16 protein-coding genes and 1 pseudogene are annotated in these 18,926 nt (G+C 36.4%); 4 read left to right on the forward strand and 13 right to left on the reverse strand.

Annotated features, from left to right (window positions below):
* Nucleotides 1–29: 29 nt before the first annotated feature.
* A complete protein-coding gene (locus MKZ26_RS09635; RefSeq protein WP_340765994.1) occupies nucleotides 30–1,328 on the reverse strand; it encodes a sensor histidine kinase in 1,299 nt (432 codons plus the stop codon).
* The gene (locus MKZ26_RS09640) at nucleotides 1,321–2,007 is read right to left on the reverse strand and encodes a response regulator transcription factor (RefSeq protein ID WP_340765995.1); all 687 of its coding nucleotides are present in this window, start codon (nucleotides 2,005–2,007) and stop codon (nucleotides 1,321–1,323) included. Before MKZ26_RS09640 ends, MKZ26_RS09635 begins: the two co-directional genes overlap by 8 nt.
* Nucleotides 2,008–2,300: 293 nt before the next feature.
* On the opposite strand from MKZ26_RS09640, the gene MKZ26_RS09645 reads away from it, so the two are divergent.
* Nucleotides 2,301–4,325 (forward strand): carbohydrate-binding domain-containing protein, encoded by a 2,025-nt coding sequence (locus MKZ26_RS09645; protein WP_340765997.1) that lies wholly within the window; start codon nucleotides 2,301–2,303, stop codon nucleotides 4,323–4,325.
* 234 nt (nucleotides 4,326–4,559) lie between these two features.
* On the opposite strand, the gene MKZ26_RS09650 is transcribed toward MKZ26_RS09645, so the two are convergent.
* Entirely contained in the window at nucleotides 4,560–5,069 is a 510-nt protein-coding gene (locus tag MKZ26_RS09650; protein ID WP_340765998.1) for a YfiT family bacillithiol transferase, read from the reverse strand.
* A 209-nt stretch (nucleotides 5,070–5,278) separates the two neighbouring features.
* Nucleotides 5,279–5,920 (reverse strand): YfbR-like 5'-deoxynucleotidase, encoded by a 642-nt coding sequence (locus MKZ26_RS09655; RefSeq protein ID WP_067206211.1) that lies wholly within the window; start codon nucleotides 5,918–5,920, stop codon nucleotides 5,279–5,281.
* A 623-nt stretch (nucleotides 5,921–6,543) separates the two neighbouring features.
* Between MKZ26_RS09655 and MKZ26_RS09660 the strand changes: the two genes are divergently transcribed.
* Together MKZ26_RS09660 and MKZ26_RS09665 are read left to right on the forward strand one after the other, a co-directional pair.
* Complete coding sequence (locus MKZ26_RS09660; protein ID WP_445683414.1) at nucleotides 6,544–7,968, forward strand: metallophosphoesterase; 1,425 nt, start codon at nucleotides 6,544–6,546, stop codon at nucleotides 7,966–7,968.
* A gap of 475 nt (nucleotides 7,969–8,443) precedes the next feature.
* The gene (locus tag MKZ26_RS09665; protein WP_340766001.1) at nucleotides 8,444–9,430 is read left to right on the forward strand and encodes an iron-siderophore ABC transporter substrate-binding protein; all 987 of its coding nucleotides are present in this window, start codon (nucleotides 8,444–8,446) and stop codon (nucleotides 9,428–9,430) included.
* Between the two features lie 739 nt (nucleotides 9,431–10,169).
* On the opposite strand, the gene MKZ26_RS09670 is transcribed toward MKZ26_RS09665, so the two are convergent.
* Nucleotides 10,170–10,664: a hypothetical protein gene (locus tag MKZ26_RS09670; RefSeq protein ID WP_340766002.1), complete on the reverse strand. Its 495-nt coding sequence runs from the start codon at nucleotides 10,662–10,664 to the stop codon at nucleotides 10,170–10,172.
* A gap of 659 nt (nucleotides 10,665–11,323) precedes the next feature.
* Here MKZ26_RS09670 and MKZ26_RS09675 point away from each other — a divergent pair.
* Complete coding sequence (locus MKZ26_RS09675; protein WP_340766003.1) at nucleotides 11,324–11,866, forward strand: tetratricopeptide repeat protein; 543 nt, start codon at nucleotides 11,324–11,326, stop codon at nucleotides 11,864–11,866.
* 357 nt (nucleotides 11,867–12,223) lie between these two features.
* Here the strand turns inward: MKZ26_RS09675 and MKZ26_RS09680 are convergent, their stop codons facing one another.
* The 8 genes and pseudogenes from MKZ26_RS09680 to MKZ26_RS09715 form a co-directional block, all read right to left on the reverse strand.
* On the reverse strand, nucleotides 12,224–12,808 hold the full coding sequence (locus MKZ26_RS09680) for a hypothetical protein (protein ID WP_340766004.1): 585 nt from the start codon (nucleotides 12,806–12,808) through the stop codon (nucleotides 12,224–12,226).
* A gap of 206 nt (nucleotides 12,809–13,014) precedes the next feature.
* Nucleotides 13,015–13,218: a hypothetical protein gene (locus tag MKZ26_RS09685; protein WP_067206203.1), complete on the reverse strand. Its 204-nt coding sequence runs from the start codon at nucleotides 13,216–13,218 to the stop codon at nucleotides 13,015–13,017.
* A 392-nt stretch (nucleotides 13,219–13,610) separates the two neighbouring features.
* On the reverse strand, nucleotides 13,611–14,426 hold the full coding sequence (locus MKZ26_RS09690; protein ID WP_067206197.1) for a lipid II flippase Amj family protein: 816 nt from the start codon (nucleotides 14,424–14,426) through the stop codon (nucleotides 13,611–13,613).
* 149 nt (nucleotides 14,427–14,575) lie between these two features.
* Entirely contained in the window at nucleotides 14,576–14,923 is a 348-nt protein-coding gene (locus MKZ26_RS09695) for a VOC family protein (RefSeq protein ID WP_340766006.1), read from the reverse strand.
* A gap of 428 nt (nucleotides 14,924–15,351) precedes the next feature.
* Nucleotides 15,352–16,393 (reverse strand): annotated as a pseudogene (locus MKZ26_RS09700) (alpha/beta fold hydrolase).
* A gap of 425 nt (nucleotides 16,394–16,818) precedes the next feature.
* Complete coding sequence (locus MKZ26_RS09705) at nucleotides 16,819–17,460, reverse strand: stage II sporulation protein M (protein WP_340766008.1); 642 nt, start codon at nucleotides 17,458–17,460, stop codon at nucleotides 16,819–16,821.
* 97 nt (nucleotides 17,461–17,557) lie between these two features.
* Nucleotides 17,558–17,989, reverse strand: coding sequence for an NUDIX hydrolase (locus MKZ26_RS09710; RefSeq protein ID WP_340766009.1), 432 nt, complete (start codon nucleotides 17,987–17,989; stop codon nucleotides 17,558–17,560).
* A gap of 94 nt (nucleotides 17,990–18,083) precedes the next feature.
* Nucleotides 18,084–18,914, reverse strand: coding sequence for a GNAT family N-acetyltransferase (locus MKZ26_RS09715; RefSeq protein WP_340766010.1), 831 nt, complete (start codon nucleotides 18,912–18,914; stop codon nucleotides 18,084–18,086).
* Between the last annotated feature and the right edge of the window lie 12 nt (nucleotides 18,915–18,926).

The raw sequence follows: 18,926 nt of genomic DNA on the forward strand, positions 1-18,926 counted from the left end.
AAAAAAAGAGATCACGATGATGTGATCTCTTACTTTGGAAGTTTGACTATAAAAGTGGTTCCTTTATTCTGGTTCCTTATGACATTAATCGTTCCATTGTGCATCGATACAATCCACTGGGCGATAGACAAGCCTAATCCCATACCTCCAGTTTCCCTAGTTCGGGCTTTGTCTTCTCGGTAAAAGCGATCGAAAATGTACTGGATATTTTCTTCTTTGATACCAATCCCCGTATCGCTCACTTCAATTATGACTTTCTGATCCTCGCCATATGTTTTCACACGAATACTATCGTTTTCGCTCGTATATTTTAAAGCATTGTCCACTAAAATTACTATCAGTTGATGTAGCCGAGTTTCATCTGCTTCTATAGTAAAAGGGCTTTGACAATTTAGCGAAAAATGCTTCTCCTGCGACTCAGCAATTTCCTTATAAGGCGTACATACACTTCGGATGAATGTATCGATATGAATGGATTGCTTCATAATCTGTGTTTCTGCCGAATCTGCTCTTGCCAAGGTCAATAAATCCGAAGTGAGTTTGGACAAACGCCTTGTTTCAGACAAGCTTAGGGCTATATTTTCAAACCTATCTGAAATTCTTTCTTGCGGTGCTGTTAGGAGAAGCTCCAGCTTATTTTGAATAATCGTCAAAGGCGTCCTGAGTTCATGTGAAGCATTTTCAACAAACTCCGCCTGCTTATTCCAAGAATGAATAATTGGTTTCATCATCTTTTTAGATAAGATGAAACTTGCAGAAATAGAGAGGACGATGAAGATTACCGACCAGATAATGAACAGATTCTCAAAGTTGGAAATGATGGTTTGTTCAGCATCCACGTTGATCATCAGCTGTGTATAGGCAATTTCATCCTCATCATTATGGTCCTCAAAAAGAATATATCTAAAGTGATACAGTTCACTGATTTTCGTCATTGTAATTTTGTCCATAGTTGTTTTATCCAGCTTATAATCGGTTAGATAGTTTTCATAAAATAAGGTTCCGATTTCATTTTCATTACGTATATTTCCTGCGTTATCCCAATGCATGACAATCACCCTGGGATTTGGTGCATTTTTCCGTCTTTCTTCATCCGGCACAGGCTGATCTAAGTCTCCATCTTTAAGAGGCGGCCGTAACCCCTTTGGATTGTTATCTATCATCATTTCTTTAAATGATAACAGTTCCTCGTCTGTCTTTGAAAATAATGTATTTTGAACTTGGCCGAAAATGATAATACTAAAGATCGTGAAAATCACAGTAAAAGCGATCAAGTTGAAAATCATAAATTTTAGCTGCTGTTTCTTGAAAATTAGTTTATTAAACATTTCCTTCACCATGGTCTTCCAGCATATAACCTAGCCCACGGAAGGTTTTAATGTATTGATCATAGCCAAACTTCTTGAGACTTTTTCGTAAATTACTGGCGTACACCTCCACAACTGTAGTAGAAGTATCAGACTCAAATCCCCATATTCGATCAAAAATCTGTTCCTTAGTCAAAATAGCGTTTTTATTGTTCATCAAATACTCCAGTAAATCAAATTGTTTGCCATTCAACTTAAGTGTTTCCCTATTAATTTCCACAGTTTTATTTTTGATATTCAAATGTAGTTCCTTAAAAGTTAGAATATTTTCCTTTAATAAACCTCCGGATCTCCTTACCATTGCCTCTAGCCGCACTAATAGTTCTTCTCGATGGAAAGGTTTCACTAAATAGTCGTCTGCTCCCATTTTAAAACCCTTAATCTTGTCATCAATTCCATCTTTGGCTGTCAGCATAATGACAGGAGTCGTGATATTTTGCTTTCTCAAATTTTCTAATACCTCATAACCGTTCATATACGGAAGCATGATATCTAAAATAATTACATCGAAAATATTTTGCTGCGCAAGAAACAGTCCTTCCTCTCCATCGAAAGCCTGCTCGGAATCGAACATTTCCTTTGTTGTTTCACATATTGATTCAGAGAGATACTTGTCATCTTCAATGATTAGTAATTTCATATAGTGCCCCCCCTTGTATCATTTATCTACGTTTTAACTTAATTCAACAGAAGTCCCCCACTTCTATAAGTGGTGAGATGAATGCTAGATATGCCTTCAAAATCTGGACGCAATCACGCCGAGGCGTGATTGATATCGTTACGATAGATTATAGAACCAACTGAAATAAAAGCAAACTTTAATTTTAAAACGTCTTTTTAAGCTTTGTTTAAGGTTCATCCTAAATAATAGGGTTATTAGCAAAACATCATCTGAAAAACGGATGAAATTTCATTTGCAAGAAGGAGCTTATGATGAAAAAACAAAATTCTAAATTTATAAAGGTAGCCGCCTCTCTTATGTTCACCGCATCTTTGTTTGCTTGCAGCAATGATTCAGAAAAGGTAAGTACCAATAATGAGTCTACTGCAAAAGGCGAGAGCTTAAGTACGATTGGGGATCAAGAAATAGCGAGTGTTATTAGCGAGTATGTAAGCTATTCCGATGAAGATTTTTACGAGGATTGGGAAAACGCAACGTCTATTCAGTTGAATGGAAGTGGTGCCAGCTTTGAAGGTGATGGCGGAGTAGTCATCGACAAAAGCATCGTCACGATAACAACTTCAGGCGTGTATGCAATCCAAGGAAAACTGGATGATGGGCAACTCATTGTGGACACAGAAGACGATGGCATCGTTCGGCTCGTTTTGAATGGTATGGAAATCCATTCTTCCTCTACTTCAGCAATCTACGTGAAACAAGCAGAAAAAACGATTGTTTCATTAGAAGAAGGAACTGAAAACGTGTTATCTGACGGAGCTAAGTCTGATTATGAGGATTCAGAGGAAGATGAGCCGAATGCAGCGTTGTTCAGCAAAGATGATCTCACCATTAACGGCAGTGGGAAACTAATCGTGCAAGGCAATTACAACGACGGAATCACCAGTAAAGACGAATTGATAATTACAGGAGGAACAATCCAAATTAATTCAGCTGATGATGGATTAAAGGGAAAAGATCTCCTCGCTGTTAAAGATGGCACTATCCGTATCGAAGCGAGTGGCGACGGCATGAAGTCCACGAATGACAAAGATGCTTCAAAAGGGGTCATCGCCATTGAAGGAGGCAGTTTCGATATCAAGGCAGCTGATGATGGCATTCAGGCTGAGACTTCACTTCTAATCGCAGACGGAGAGTTCAACATTTCATCTGGCGGCGGCAGTCCTGAAAAAATAGCAAATGCTGAAATGGGTCGGCCTACCCCTGTAGACACGGAAACAAGCACAACTGACGCTAGCTCTGAGACATCTAGTGGCAAAGGGCTTAAGGCAAATGAAGAAGTGGCAATTGGCGGGGGAACCTTTGAACTGGATTCATTAGATGATGCGATACACAGCGACAACTCGATCACCATAACTGGCGGCGATTTGAAAGTGGCTACCGGTGATGACGGAATCCATGCAGATATGTCCATTCTGATTAAAGGCGGGAACATTGACATCACGAAGAGTAATGAAGGGATAGAAAGTAATTCCATCACAATCTTGGACGGAAAAATTCATGTTAAAGCAACTGATGATGGCATTAACATTAGCGAAGCCGACGATAATTCTGACACGACTACTGAACAAGCGGAAGATCCTCTGCTGTCAATAAATGGTGGCTACGTTTATGTCGATGCAGCCGGCGATGGACTCGATTCAAATGGTTCCATATCCATGACAGGCGGTACCGTGATCGTTAATGGACCTACGAACAATGGCAATGGTGCTTTGGATTATGACGAAGACTTTGAAATAAGTGGCGGAGTTCTCATCGCTACAGGAAGTTCTGGTATGGCGATGGCCACTTCAGAAGGCTCATCACAGCATACGATCTTGATGACTTATCCGAAGACACAATCTGCAGGAACCACACTGCATCTAGAAGATAGCGAAGGAAATGAGATTGTGACCTTTGCGCCCGAAAAAGATTATCAATCGGTCGTCATTAGTTCGCCAAAACTAACGAAAGATGCTTCCTATACCCTTTACTCAGAAGGGACAACGTCTGGTAAAGAAAGTAATGGTCTTTTTGAAGATGGTGACTATCAAGGCGGCACGAAAGTTGTGGAGTTCACAATTTCCGACACCGTAACATGGCTTGATGAATCTGGAATCACCACTGCAAAAACTTCTGGTCCTGGCGGTATGGGAGGTCCAGGTGGTAAGGGAGCGCACGGGGATATGGTACCACCGGAAGGGATGGAAGCTCCCGAAGGTATGGAACGACCAGAAGGGATGATGGAGCCACCAGAAGGGATGAAAGCTCCCGAGGGTATGGAGCCAGAAGGAAAATGAAATATAAAAAGATCTATAACATAAATTAAAGGGTTCTCTTCAGAGGTCCAAACCATTTAGAAACAATAGAAAAGGGACTCAAAACCGCGATGGTTTTAGTCCCTTCTTTTTATTGTCATAGCAATGTTTACAGTTATTTCATGCTTAATTGGTATGTCAATTCACAGGCTAATTAACATCGTTACATAAAAATGGCTTATCGAAGTTTGATAAGCCAATTCCATACATCTTGTATTAGTTTGATAATGCAATTTTTATATGGGCTAAGTGGTGCTCTTCGTGCCAAGCTAATTTTGCAACTTTTGTTGCGACTGTTATTTTACCGTTCTTCTGGTGTGTAAAAGCTCGATTTAATTGCTCTTCAGTTAAACTATATCCTAAAGATACGATGCGCTCATTTATACCTTCTAGCATTTTAATAGAACTTTCTATTGGAAGCTTTGTATCCGGTTGAATAGCCCACTTTTCTTGATCGAAATCTGGTACTGTTGGATTCTCATCTGTTAAAGCCAGCTTCAAACGTTGATACATGTTCAACTGAGAATCTGCAATGTGATGAACAAGTTGACGAACTGTCCAGCTACCATCTCGATATGTTCTGCTTAACTCATCATCACTTAATGGATCAACAGTTTCTCTTAATCGAATCGTGTAAGTTTCGATTTCCTTTAGCCATTCTTGACTATTTTCTACTGTACCTTTTTCAGGAACTTGTAATTCTCCAATTGGAAATCTTACATCCATTTTCAATCCCCTTTTCCAAATTCGTTATTTCTCTTTCTATATATGTTGACATAAAGAATCTTCTCAACATCGCTCGGCGTTTGGGGATGCCTCCCGCAATAACCCAGACAGAAAACCGTTGTCAGTGTTATTCAAGAGAATGATTCGTTTGTAGAAGTTTAGCCTTGTACATTAGTTTGATTTAGAACTGGATATTTTTATGTATTTTATCAACCTCCATGTTCTTCAATTATCCGCATTGCGATGCCCGTCAACTCCCCATGTTCAGTAAATCGTTCACTAAGCATATCCGTAAGAATATGTTCTAGGAAGTATTCTACACAGTTCATATCTTGAAACAGCAGAATTGTCCTTAATGCTTCTTCGTATATCTCTAAAAACAATGGTTCTGGATTATCCTTTTGAATCTCACCAAATGCTTCATATAGCAAATCAACTTTATCAGCTACAGATAAAATGCGCCCCTCCAAAGTCTCATCTTTACCTTCTTTAAGTCGTTCCAAATAAATGGCTTGAAACTCAATTGGAAGTTCCTTTTCTACAAACTTTCTTGTCATTTCTTCCTCTACTTCACTGAATAGTTGCTTCAACTCTTTCGATGCATATTTTACAGGTGTCTTAATATCTCCTGTAAAAAGTTCCGCGTAATCATGGTTCAATGCCTTTTCATACAAGATTCTCCAATCCACTTTCTGCCCAGATTCCTCTTCGACTGTTCCAAGAAATTGAGCGATTTTTGTCACCTTAAATGAATGACTGGCGACGGAATGCTCCTGATATTTAAACTTTCCTGGACAACGAATAATTTGTTCTAAATCAGATAAACTTTTAAAATATTGATGTACACCCATCCTATTATTCATCACCTTTCTATATTTTTTAGGGCTTTCGTATAAAAAAACTAGTCATACAGACAATCATGTTTACGACTAGAATAACACGATTTTTTTTAAAACAGAGCGTTGTTCACTTTATGCACTGTCTATAATTACTTTCCCTAATTCTAACTAAATTATGCAGGAAAGGGATTAACAACATACAACAAAGAATTTAATCGGTCAATTTAGTCAAATTGACGTGCTTCGGTAGTCCGTTCTGCTACTTCTCACTATTATGATTAACTGGGGCATCTGGATTGTTTCCTTTTTACAAATACAAAAAGATCAACTTCTATTTTTGATTATTATTGCCATATTCGCAGAATCCTCACTCTTTCTCAGTATTTTAAAAGGACTATCTACCCCTTTAACTTTCAATAGGAACCTTCTAATTCCCTTTTTTCTTCGACTATCTGGCCCGAATCTGGAGGACGTAGTTTTTATTCAGTTACCCCACTATTATTCCGGATTAACAAATAAAATAGCATTAACAATTCTTTACACTATCAATATATAAAGTTAACAAAGCTTAGAGATTAAAATGTTATAGTGAAATTACTGTCCATGAGGATGGATTATTACAATATAATTGGAGGATGATCTTCTTGAAAATCAAAAAAAAAATCATCTCAGTTGCCCTAGCTTTATCCATAGTAGGCGGAGTTGGCAGTACGCTCTCTTTTGCAACAGATAGTCCAAATCATACTGATGTCAGCAAGGTAACTGTCACATTTAAAGGGGATACGACCAATTCTAAGGGACTCACTTGGTATACATCACTAGATTACAAGAATAGTGATTTGCAGGTAGTGAAAAGGAAAGGAGCGAAGAAACCTGATTTTAATAAAGCCTTGAAATTTTCAGGTACTGCTTCCCTCTCTACTAATTCCAAGAAAGAGTATGTACACAAAGCTGAAGCAACTGGGCTTAAAGCAGATGCTGAATACTACTTCCGTGTTGGAGATGAAGAACTCAATAACTGGAGTGAAATGGGTTCATTTAAGACATCTCCAAAAGATGGGACTTTCACGTTTATTGATTTGGCTGATACCCAGGCTAAAACAGAAGATGAAGCAATTCTTTCATCCCAGACTATTTCAAAGGCTCTAGATACTGTCCCTAATGCTGAGTTCATTGTTCACAATGGCGACTTAGTTGACGATGGAGTCAAAGAGGAACAATGGGATTGGCTTCTTGGACATTCACAGGAAAGTTTGCTAAACACGACATTTGCACCATCCGCAGGGAATCACGAAGATGAAAATTTTGCTTTTATCGATCATTTTAATTTTGATACACCTGAAAATTCTGCAACTGAGACAGGTGCTTATTATTCTTACGATTATAGTAACGCTCACTTTGTCGTACTTAATAGCAACGAAGACTCCAAAAAATACGCCAATTTTTCAGAAGAGCAAATTGAATGGTTGAAGGATGATGTGAAGGCAGCCAAAGCTGATGGAGCTAAGTGGGTTATTGTCAATATTCACAAGGGACCTTACACGACATCTAACCATGCAACAGATGATGATATCCTAGATCCAAACGGTGTGAGAAATCAGGTGGCACCACTCATGGCGGAACTAGACATCGACTTTGTTCTTCAAGGACATGACCATATCTATGCACGTACTAAGCCTATCAAGAGTGATGGTACGGCTTCAGAAACCGAAAAAATTAGTTGGACTAAAAAAGGACAAACCGTAGAATATACCGTAAATCCAGATGGTACGATTTATTTGATACCCGCTACAGCTGGACCAAAAGTATATTACAAAAATCAAGCGCCCGAACTTGGACCAGCTTACTATAATCTCTTTGAAGTAGCAGATGAGAATCATGCAGCTATCTATGGTCCAGATCCGAACGATAACCGCCGTCCAGTACGCGGCCAAATTCAAAACTTCGTCGGTATCACTATTAATAAAGACAAACTGACTGCAATAACTTACGAGATCGATCAAAGCAAAAATAATGCAGAACCTTACATTGTCGATCAATTTGGGATTATCAAGAAATAATAGCCCTTTCAGTACAAAAGGACATTGAAAAAGTAAATAGCAATCTATATTAATAGCATCCTTCTAAACATGCAATATGAAACTGTGTATAAACACCGACCGTTTTTTTCTTGCTTGCTATATTAAGTCTTGATTTCTACAACAAATTCTTTCATTAACTTAACTGCTTTTTAGTAAATGGCTAAAAAAACAGCTTCATCCCTTGATACACAAGGGATGAAGCTGTTTTTGTGAATCTAACATAGTTAAATTGTGTTAGATCGGTAAGTTTTTTAAACACACTTTAGTATATCCACTGCTTTAATTCAAGTAGGATGCTACATGCACCCCTAACATAACACCCGTTTATAGAGCTTAAAAATGGCCTGTATTTAGCTTACTCAGGATAATCTCTTCTTGACTAAATAATTGATAGTGATTATCATTATCAAGTAGACAAACTTAATTAATCATAATGGAGGTTACTTATATTAACATGTACGAAAACAACCTAGATCGTTCATCACGTTCACGATTGCCAATCATCCTATCCTTACTGCTTCTACTCATTTTACTCTCGGGCTGTACCTCTCCCAAAGCAGAAAACTCAGTAGACACTACTCATGAAGCAGCATCCGCGGACACACCACAGCAGCGGATCATTGAACATGCCGCCGGTCAAACCACCATTGTAGGGAAACCGGAGAAAATTGTCGTACTCGATTACAGACTGGCCGATCAAATGCTGGCACTTGGCATAAAGCCGTATGCTTCCACTACATACATAGGTTCTCTTGAGCTTCCTTATTTGGACAGCGATGCATTGTCCGGCGTCATTCCGCTTGGCGACTCTGCTAATTTAGAAGCTCTAGTGGAAATGGCACCGGATCTAATCATATCCCGGGATTCCAAGATTAACGATGATCTGAGTAAAATCGCTCCGACAGTAATCATCGAAAATTCTGATGATTGGCGAACAGGACTTATTAAAATGGGTGTAGTCTTGCAAAAGGAAGAGGAAGCGCAGCAATGGATCGAGCAATATGAACAAAAATTGGACGAAGCCCGAAAACTCATCGCTACACATGTGAAACCTGGTGAAACGTTCATGTATTTACGCATTCAACCGAAAGTCATCCGATTATATGGACCGAATCATGGCTTTGCGGAAATTCTGTTCTCGGGGTTGGAACTCACCCCTGCTCCTGGAATCGAAAGTATTGATAAGGCAGAACAAATTTCGCTGGAATCACTGCCTTCTTTTAACCCAGATCATCTTTTCCTAGAAGTAGGCAACTCTGAAGAAGATCTGGAAGCGCAAACGGATCTAGAGATGTATGCCGCTACTTCTGTTTGGAAAAACCTCACCGCTGTGAAAGCAGGACAGGTCTACAGTGTGCCCCATTGGACCATCAGTGATTATCCGCTGATTAAGGAAAATTCTTTGAATTTGATCGTTCATGAGTTAACAAAAGTCGAGTGATAGAGAATTACCAAGCTAAAGAAAAAGGTGCGATAGTACGCTTTCCTTAGACATTCACATCACCTTACAATCCCTTGAACGCGAAGGAGATATCGTGATTGTATATAAGTTATCCAGGAATAAGACTCAAAAATAAAAAAGGTAACTCATACTAAATCAATTTGAGGTTTTATCAGAACCATGTACCTTAAATAAATCAAGAGAATCATCAATAGCTCCGATCCTGTCCCATTTTCCGGTCTATTTATGACACCTCCAATAGTTAAAAAAAGTCTCCCTTTTCACAAAAGAGGGAGACTTTTTGCAAATCAAACATATTTGTATTGTGTTAGATTGGGAAGTTTTTTAATCACACTTTAATAGATCTACGTTTATGTTAAATAATGAAGCTATTTATGTTTCGGTTCATGCAATTGTATAGCATACAGCAGCCATTAAAAAAACCGTTAGTAAACAAGGAATTTTAAATAGCTATATTTTAATCAATTGTGCCGTCTCCAACTAACTGAGTACCCTTAGGCAAACCCAATTGTCCAATAGTATATGTATAATCAGATTGATATTCTTTTTTGTACCTTGAATTAAAACGAAATACTCTTGACATTCCTCTAAAAGGTTGTATATTCTATCATGACCTTGTATCTCTCTTTGTTTTGACTATTATCATTAGAGTTTGAACCAATCTTTTTTCGACCTTTTTTGTTATGAGCTATTGTTAATAATTAGAGTATTCCCACTTTCATGGAAGTTCAAGAAGAAAAAATAAATCTCCAAATTTTTCAATTTCCGTTTCACTTATATTTGCAGTTACGATAGGACCTGATATTTTAAATGTAACGTATAATTTCTCAAGTGCAAAAATAAGAGTCGTTAAGATTTCATAATCGCCATCTTTGAATCCATAACCACTTACCTTCTTAATGAGGGAATGATCTAAAGATATTTTAGAACCTATTATCATAGGTTGTTTCGATAATTCAGGTTCGTAAAAATATTCGAGGGGTTCAGGTGTTTCCTGTTCTTCTATAATTAGTAAGTCATCCCCCTCTTCATTTTCGGACCCAAATAATCTCCAGTACCAGGATTCATCCGTTTTAAAATCTTTTTTTATATTTAATATTAGATCTCCAAAACTATAATCCCATTCATTTCCTCTTTGATTAACAACCAGTTGATTTGACCAAATTCCAGCCAAACAATACCCTTGTACAGGTTTAAAACTCTTCCACTCCATTTTCCCCACTTACCTTCCTTTGTCAATTGAACCCAAAAGCCCCATTAGCCATATATGTAGCACAAAATCAGCGCTACACCACGGGGGATGAAAATGTGAACAAAACGGGTATTGGATACTATGGCTGGCGAAGTAGGTCGATGAATGGGCTTGTATACGCCATACACACTAAGTTGACATAACGCCAGTTCACGACAGTATTTTATTCCATTATTCAATAAGAAGAGCTGCCATGAAAAACAACCGAATTTCTACTAAAACACTTATTAGTTTAATAAGAACAGCGACGCTTATGTCACAATCGCACCCGTTTGCGAAACAATATACTATTCGAGGGAAGCCATTTAATAAAAATCAACTGATTTAAATCATTCAACGGATAATGTCCAGGATTTACCATTCCTTAAAATCCTATTACTTAACGGTTTTTGCTGTCATTTTCAAGATGACTGATGATTCTAAAGGTTCGTTGACATATATCAGCATAAACATTACTATAAAAAAGAACCTAATGTTCATTCTTGATTTCTAAGGAGGATTAAAGGACAATGATACTGTTTTTACAAAACCACTTTCAAAATTAATAAATTTCCCGGGAGTATTGTGATTACAACGTCACTTTGCCATTTGCAATACTACATTTGAGGGAGTTTTAAAAAATGAATGATAAAATAGTAAATAATACGGATAAAACAAATTTGCGTTTACTTTTAGACAAAGCTATTGAATTGCGTGAAGATGGGCGTGCTAAGCAAGACCAAGACATTCTGAAGGAAGCACGTACTCTCCTTTTAGAAATGGTTGCTACCTATCCAGATCATGCTGAAGTCAACTATCAGGCGGGAATTGCTCATGATAATTCTGGATTGGGCGAGGAAGCTATCCCTTATTATGTAAAGGCTCTCAAGCAAGGTCTCGCAGGACCAGATCTTCAAAGATGTTTACTCGGTCTTGGCAGTACCTACCGTGCTTTGGGTTACTATCAAGAAGCAGTTGAAACTTTACGTCGAGGTGTGACAGAATTTCCTGAACACCGCGGCCTCCAAATTTTTTACTCAATGGCTCTGTACAATTCAAAAAACTATAAACAGGCAATGGAAATTGTTCTGACTAACTTGATGGAAACAACGTCTGATGAAAATCTTCAATACTTCAAAAGAGGGATTTCGTACTATGCTGATCACCTTGATGAAACCTGGTGATGATTGAAAATTATTAAGACTAGATGTTCTGATTTGACTCTAATTCGTTCTCTTTTAGATTGTTAAATAACTTCTTTTAAAACAATTAAATTAAAACGCAGTGCAATTCATAAATGAATTGCTACTGCGTTTTTTTGTATACAAAGGTTTTATAAGGGGTGTTTTCAACAAACGTATCAAATTCAAACCACTATTCCACAAAATGTCCCGTTTGTTGAACAAGAATTTAATTATCTTCATCCGCGAACTATCGATTCGTTCACTGAACGACCTTGCATGCGCCATGCACACTAGGTAAATATAACACCGATTAATAGAAGTAGTTAACTCCGTTAGTGCAATAAGAACACGAGTTACCTACGCAGTCCGTGTTCTTCGGCTAAAGACGATTCTTCCTAATCCCATGCATGAAATCATGATTATTATTGAAATAATGTATCCCAGTTTCCAACTATCAGGACTTTTGATTAGCATGAAAGTGATTAGAACAACTAAGAATATTCCTATTAAAAATAAGGGTATTCTTAATTTTGGTTTGTAGTTTTGTACAGTTATCATATCACTTGCAAGAAAAATATTGCTAATTGTCAAGTAACTTGCAGCCTCCACTAAATGAAATAAGGCAAAAGAATAAAAAAAGAAAACTACAATAGAGTTATTAAACTCAATGTTTAAGAAAAGGAAGGATATAGGGATACCAATAAGAAGATTCACTATTATTCCCGCTATACCAACATTAAAATACTGTTTACTGGTTAGAGTTTGTGCCTTTTTTTCATCAATAGGCTGGGGTGTAGAGAAGAATAAATAGAATGGCACATGAACTTTAAAAGGATTGTCTTTGCATTTATATTTTGCATATACGACCCCATGTCCAACTTCATGTATCCAAATCACTAAATATAAGGCACAGTAGCCAACTATAAAATAGAAGAAAGTCATTTATTATCACCTACTCCGTATGTATACTATTATTTCTTCATCTAAATAAAGTACTTCGACACCAATCTAAATATAACCTGCTTGTTCAACTAACCTGTCCCGTAAGTTAAGAAGGAAAAAGAGCTCGCTAAGGAGCCCCTGTTGTTGAACTAAAGCTACCGTTAGGTTAATAAAAATAGGACCTAACCAATCCTTTTAAAATAAAATCACGAGGAAATGGAATGCTCTTTCTTCTGTTTCCTCTTATAAAAATAAAGCCAAATAAAAAAGATTGTCCAAGATATTGAAGGTAATACTGGGATTGCAGTAAATTGCATAATTAATATTTCTGCTATTACAGCTGGCACCATAATAATCAACCACATTCTAACTACCTTGTTTTTAAAACTTAGTTCAAATCGGTCACTCATATACCTCACCCCTTTTGTCTTTAACTGAACTGTCCGTTACTTGAATAAAGAATCTTTCTACTACTAATACGTTCATTACGACTGGAAAGTTTCACCAATTCAAACTAAACAGTTACTCTCGCATTAGTTGAACAGGGCTATTTTTTAACAGGGGGGTACACCGTTGCAACGGCTGGAGTACATACTTTTCTTCAGTTGAATGACGAAAGGGCTGCCGTACGTCCTACAACGCCCACTGAATAGACAGAAAGGATGTTAGTCAGCATTTTGTAAAGTTTGTACAATAATTGAATTACAACAAAAAAGTCGATTTCCTATATATTGAGGAATCGACTTTTCTTATTGAATCTTGTTACAGTCCCCCCCTGTTAGTTGAACAACCTCGATAATTATTAAATCATAAATTTTGTAAACCATGCTACATATTTAGCACCGGGTATAAATAATACCTGTGCAAGTAGAGTTCCAAATAGTCTTGAAGCAATCATCATTAAAGAAATGCTCTTTAGTGTAAAGTAGCTTCCCCTTTGATTAACTACATCGTCAGCAAGAACAGAAATTTTGGGGTCAATAAATATTACAAGAAGAATAGTCGCAACACCATTTATAAGTCCAGATGCCATAATGGCTGTTGAAGCTCTATCTGGTGCCAATAATGATGCGTACAAAGCAGATAGTACCCCAATGGTATATATTGCAGTGATTATCATATTTACAAAAAACAATTTTAGAGGAATTTCTTTTATCCTAATATCTTTCAAATAACTTAGCTTAGGTAAACTAAAATGTTTTATCCCACGCTTTATATATTCAAAGGAAATTCCCTTTTTAACTAAACTTGGAATTGAACCTCTTTCTTCTGATAAATGGATTATAGCTCTTGAAAATATGGCAATAAAAGTGGGTAATAAAAGGATACCAACTAATGTCCCAAAAGTTGAAGCGCTTATAAGTATTCTATATTGGCTCTCTACAAATTCTAAAGTATTTTCAGTAGGTGCAGTATCTATAAGGCTTCCTGTAAAAGGCTGCTGCATCATATTAGCTAGTCTTGAAATAATAACCATTAAATTAAATAGAGATAGAGCAGAGGCAATCAATCTTACCCTTGCACCTGATAACCTAACAGCATAAGCGAGGGTTTCTATTGAGTGAATTACAAAAATAAACAAAAATATAAACAATAACTTTTCTGAAATAAATTCCAAATAAATTCCCCTACTTCAGCTTTTATAATTACCTAATAATACCACATAATCAAATTTCTTGTTTAACTCAACTGCCCAGTTAGTAAAAATGCGCCTCTACTTGTTGTAGAAGCGCACCCGTTAGCTTACTAGTTAATGATTACAACCCGCTACTTCTCCCAAAGCTCGATCAGTCGACCTTTAGGATCGTTAATCCAAATGAACTTTCCAAATTCACTAATCTCTTTTTTCTTTGCAAGAGGTACACCAATATATTCAAGATGCTTTATAGTCTCGTTTAGATCATGTACTTGGAAATTTAACATCACTTGTTGTTCTGTTGGAAAATAACTGTCATTCTCCGTAAAGAATGAAAAGATAGTCTCATTTCCTAATTGGGGTTTTATCACAGCCCCATTCCAATTGTCTATTTCAATTTTCAACACTTCACTGTACCATTTTTTCACAATTTCAAGATTATTAGTTCTCCAAAATATTCCTCCGAAACCTTTAATCATCGTCTTTAACTCCTGTCTGTCATCAAATTTTAGCTAACCGATTACATTAGATATACGAGATTTAAATTTTAGTTCCTTTTCTACTATACTGCCCCTGTCGTTGAATTGAAAAGGGTGTTTAGCCCCTAAATGAAGTAAAGCCCTCGTTTTTTTAATAACTAATCTTACGCATAACTCCCTCGTAAAAGCAGATAATATGGTGAGGTGATTAGAATATGTTAAAAACAAGGATTAGTTATATTGTTTGTTTTTCAATTCCATATAGTCTCTCCATGTCTGGTATCCTTTAGAACAGTCCCATTGCCTTAAGAAAATCTATTCGATTTTCGCACTCTTTAACGAAAACTCGCATACCGGTAATCTGATTTTTATAACTTAAGTACTAGTCTCGACAACAATCTTCCTTTCAAAGTAAGAAAAAAGGCGCATTACTTATTTTTATTGATGAACGTATCTAACATCCATTCATTAAATTTTTCTTTCTCTTCGAATTGTGGATAATGTGCTGATTTCTCGAAAGAAATAAATTCCTTATGTTCGGCTTCAATCATATAAAAATACTTCTTTGCTGCATGAGAGGAAGTCATATAATCGTATTTACCCATGACGAAATACAAAGGAATTTCAAGTTTTGTTATAATGGTAGGTATTGGATTTTCTAATAGATCACTTAACAACTTTTCTTGGGAATACCCCATACCATAGTTGTAACGAATAACGTCTAATAAGTTATACTCGCTGCTCAATAAAACACCTATATTATCACCATCGGGATTATCAATGAGTCTAACAGCCCCGCCGTATTTCATAACATAGTTTCTTGGTGTAACCGTATCGCCATTTTTAATTTGCTCGGTGAGTCCTTGTAAATCTAAAACATCATCCGTATTACCAGCCTTTTGGGCCTGGCTAATAGAGTATTTTAAACTTTCAATCTCACTTTCCTTTGTTTCACCCATTTGCCCAATCCCAATATATGCTTCATATTTTTCGGGGGATTTATAAGCAGCTTGTATTCCAATGTATGTACCAGAAGAATGCCCCATCAATATAACCTTTTCTTTTTCAAGCCGTTCTGATATATATTCGGTCAAGGCTAATAAATCATCTACCAATAAGTCTGTTGAAAGAGTAGAATAGTCCTCAAAAAAAGTGATATGATTTTCCACTTGCCCTTTGATCGTAATTAACAATTGTGAAATTGGCTTCCAATAAGTCTGCGTATTTATTGGCATATGGTATTTCCGGAGCCCCAGGTCCTCCATGTACGACAATGATGACAGGATTATCCTTATCATTGCCACGTATCATAATTTCGTGACCACTTCCATTTATCTCTATTTGTTCTAATGTACTTATACTGTTATCACCTTTTATATTGGGTGTCCATGTAGGAAAGAAAAGTGCTATTACGAGTACTGTTACGATAATAATTGCAATATACTTTATTAATTTCTTTATACGTTTCATCTAATTTAGTTTATTCCCTTCTATTTAACACCATCCCAATATACGATTGAACAAAACAAGCTCTTAATAAATGTGATGGATATTGATTATTTTTGAATTTCTTTTGCAAAAGGTGCCATAATTTAATAAAGAGTAATTTGTAGCTGATTGAACAGAGTTAATTAGAATGATTGGTAAGCCTTTGAATTTATCACCAGTTTTCGCCGCTAATAGCCTAGCTTATACCACGCAATATCTTACCAATCAGTGTGCTACTCGACGCAAGAGGAACCTTTCAGAGCGTTACCTCTTCATTCGACTCCTCGACATCCCCCTTCAGTTTTAGAACACTATAACTGTCTAACCTTTACCGAAATTGTGTGACCACATTTCATTTGAGCCAGGAACGTTTTGCACCCAGAATCGCGTCCATTTTTTGAATTTTGCTATTCAAACAGGCTAAATATTATATCTGCAATGTAAGTTTCTGAAAATGCAGCCATAATAATTAACGGTAAAATTAAAATGGTGTAAATCTTTATAGTCTCTAGAACTTTTTTAATAAGAGATGTTCCTACTTCCTCTGTCTTAAATACATTTCTTATTTTAACTCTAACAACTTGATTTAACTCAAAGAGAACTGCTGCAAATAAACAAAAAGCGAATACTTCAAAAATATAATGAGGGATAGTGGCAATGATTATACCAAGACCTTTTATTGAATTGACCTGTAAAGCAATCCCAAAAAGAATACCAGGCAGAGTAACAGTTGAAATTATATTCAAGAGATATAGAAATTGTATTGGAATTAAAGCCAAGATAAACATTTGTAATGGCACCATAAATCCATTATTAACAACAAATGACCACACCTTTTTTATACCTTCAGATTCTTTCACTTGATCCGGTAATTTATTTCCTATTCCTTCGGTTATTTCTTTTATATCCGGGTTGATTATGTAGGTTATTACCGTTGCAACAATTGTTATTGCTACAGCGAATATAAAAAAAATAATCGATCTTTTAAATCCAGTTTCACGAATTATATTTGCTATAGTAATCACCCCACTCAATTGATTTTTACTCAACCTTCGTACCCGATTGTGGAAGATTATCGTACTCGTCTTGTTCAACTAACAGCGTAATTTTAATGAGCAATACCGTTATTACTAATTTCCATAGGACCTAAAACTCTACACAAAATGGTTGAATACTGTTATCAAGACAGTGTTCTATTCTTTGCCTGAAGTTCCCAAAAGTCACCCTTTCCATTGCTAGCTCAATAGGGAAGAATCCCACTTCTAAACTTTCTGGCGAAGTTGTTAATTTACCACCAATCGGCTTAGCTAAAAAGAGTGTATTACAAATTGACTTATCCACGTTTTGAAATATTCCACAGAATTTAAGAACTTCAATATCAATACCTGACTCCTCTTTAGTTTCCCTAATTGCAGCATCTTTCAGAGACTCACCTTCCTCGACTATTCCACCTGGCATTTCCCAACCTCTCTTAGGTCCTTTAATTAGCAGAATTTCCTTTTGATCGTTGAGTACAATCGTTGCAGCTGAAACAAAGTGCTTAGATGGTGTGTAAATATGTGATGTGTTTTGTCCCAAAACATTGCCCCCTCTTTTGTGTTAGTTAACTTTTCATCTCCATCAGTTCAATAATTCTTCCTCCAGTAACTGCTCTATTCAATTGAAGTAAAAATTACTCAAACATAAATTCATAACCTATATAGTTATATACATTTCTGAATCCTATACTCTCTGCGACCGCAATTGAAGGTTTGTTAGATTCCATACAATCCCAATAAGGAACAAGATTATTTTCCAAACAATCTTTTACAAAAGCAATGGCTACTTTTTGTGCTAACTTTTTACCTTGATGCTCTTCCAAGGTTTCAATATCGACACCATGTACATTATCAACTACAAAACCCGAAAAACAGACGCTAACAATTTTATTTTTACAAACTATACCGTATCCAAAGCCTTCATTAAAGAACCTTTCGGGTGAAGACCAGAACTCTACTATTTTGGAATGTAAAAACTCAATATTTTCAATTGATTTATCACTGTTTTTAAAAAGTGTTTTACTAATTTTCACAATTTTATATCCTTCTTCAATAGTAAGTTCGAAGTTGCCTTTATAATCTTTTTTTTGTAACGTATAAACCCTCTGATTCCAACTTCCTAAATTGCGGTTTTCAAACACCTTTATAATAGTCTCATCCCACTTATTATGATTACCAATCCCCTCAAACCAAGTTAATCCCACCTTCTTTGCTTCTAGAATGATTACTGTATCAATAAAATGATTTAATTCGGTATTGAACCCTTCGTTTCTTTCATCTCCAATAAAGAAAAAACCGTCATTATTACCTAACCAGATAAGTCCCGAAGCAGGAGATTCAATATCATCTACAAAAATACGACCTGGATTTATCCCTTCGACGACTGCTTTAGCTTCTAATTGACCTTGCTCATATAACATATATTCGCATTTATAAAATTCTGACTTTTTTAATTCTGATATCATTACTTACCTCCT

It is taken from the genome of Sporosarcina sp. FSL K6-6792, assembly GCF_038004885.1.
GTDB classification, from domain to species: Bacteria; Bacillota; Bacilli; order Bacillales_A; family Planococcaceae; genus Sporosarcina; species Sporosarcina psychrophila.

Coding starts and splice junctions, on each gene's coding strand:
- MKZ26_RS09635 (WP_340765994.1), bottom strand. CDS start 1,328: ATGTTTAATAAACTAATTTTCAAGAAACAGCAGCTAAAATTTATGATT.
- MKZ26_RS09640 (WP_340765995.1), bottom strand. CDS start 2,007: ATGAAATTACTAATCATTGAAGATGACAAGTATCTCTCTGAATCAATA.
- MKZ26_RS09645 (WP_340765997.1), top strand. CDS start 2,301: ATGAAAAAACAAAATTCTAAATTTATAAAGGTAGCCGCCTCTCTTATG.
- MKZ26_RS09650 (WP_340765998.1), bottom strand. CDS start 5,069: ATGGATGTAAGATTTCCAATTGGAGAATTACAAGTTCCTGAAAAAGGT.
- MKZ26_RS09655 (WP_067206211.1), bottom strand. CDS start 5,920: ATGGGTGTACATCAATATTTTAAAAGTTTATCTGATTTAGAACAAATT.
- MKZ26_RS09660 (WP_445683414.1), top strand. CDS start 6,544: ATGATCTTCTTGAAAATCAAAAAAAAAATCATCTCAGTTGCCCTAGCT.
- MKZ26_RS09665 (WP_340766001.1), top strand. CDS start 8,444: ATGTACGAAAACAACCTAGATCGTTCATCACGTTCACGATTGCCAATC.
- MKZ26_RS09670 (WP_340766002.1), bottom strand. CDS start 10,664: ATGGAGTGGAAGAGTTTTAAACCTGTACAAGGGTATTGTTTGGCTGGA.
- MKZ26_RS09675 (WP_340766003.1), top strand. CDS start 11,324: ATGAATGATAAAATAGTAAATAATACGGATAAAACAAATTTGCGTTTA.
- MKZ26_RS09680 (WP_340766004.1), bottom strand. CDS start 12,808: ATGACTTTCTTCTATTTTATAGTTGGCTACTGTGCCTTATATTTAGTG.
- MKZ26_RS09685 (WP_067206203.1), bottom strand. CDS start 13,218: ATGAGTGACCGATTTGAACTAAGTTTTAAAAACAAGGTAGTTAGAATG.
- MKZ26_RS09695 (WP_340766006.1), bottom strand. CDS start 14,923: ATGATTAAAGGTTTCGGAGGAATATTTTGGAGAACTAATAATCTTGAA.
- MKZ26_RS09715 (WP_340766010.1), bottom strand. CDS start 18,914: ATGATATCAGAATTAAAAAAGTCAGAATTTTATAAATGCGAATATATG.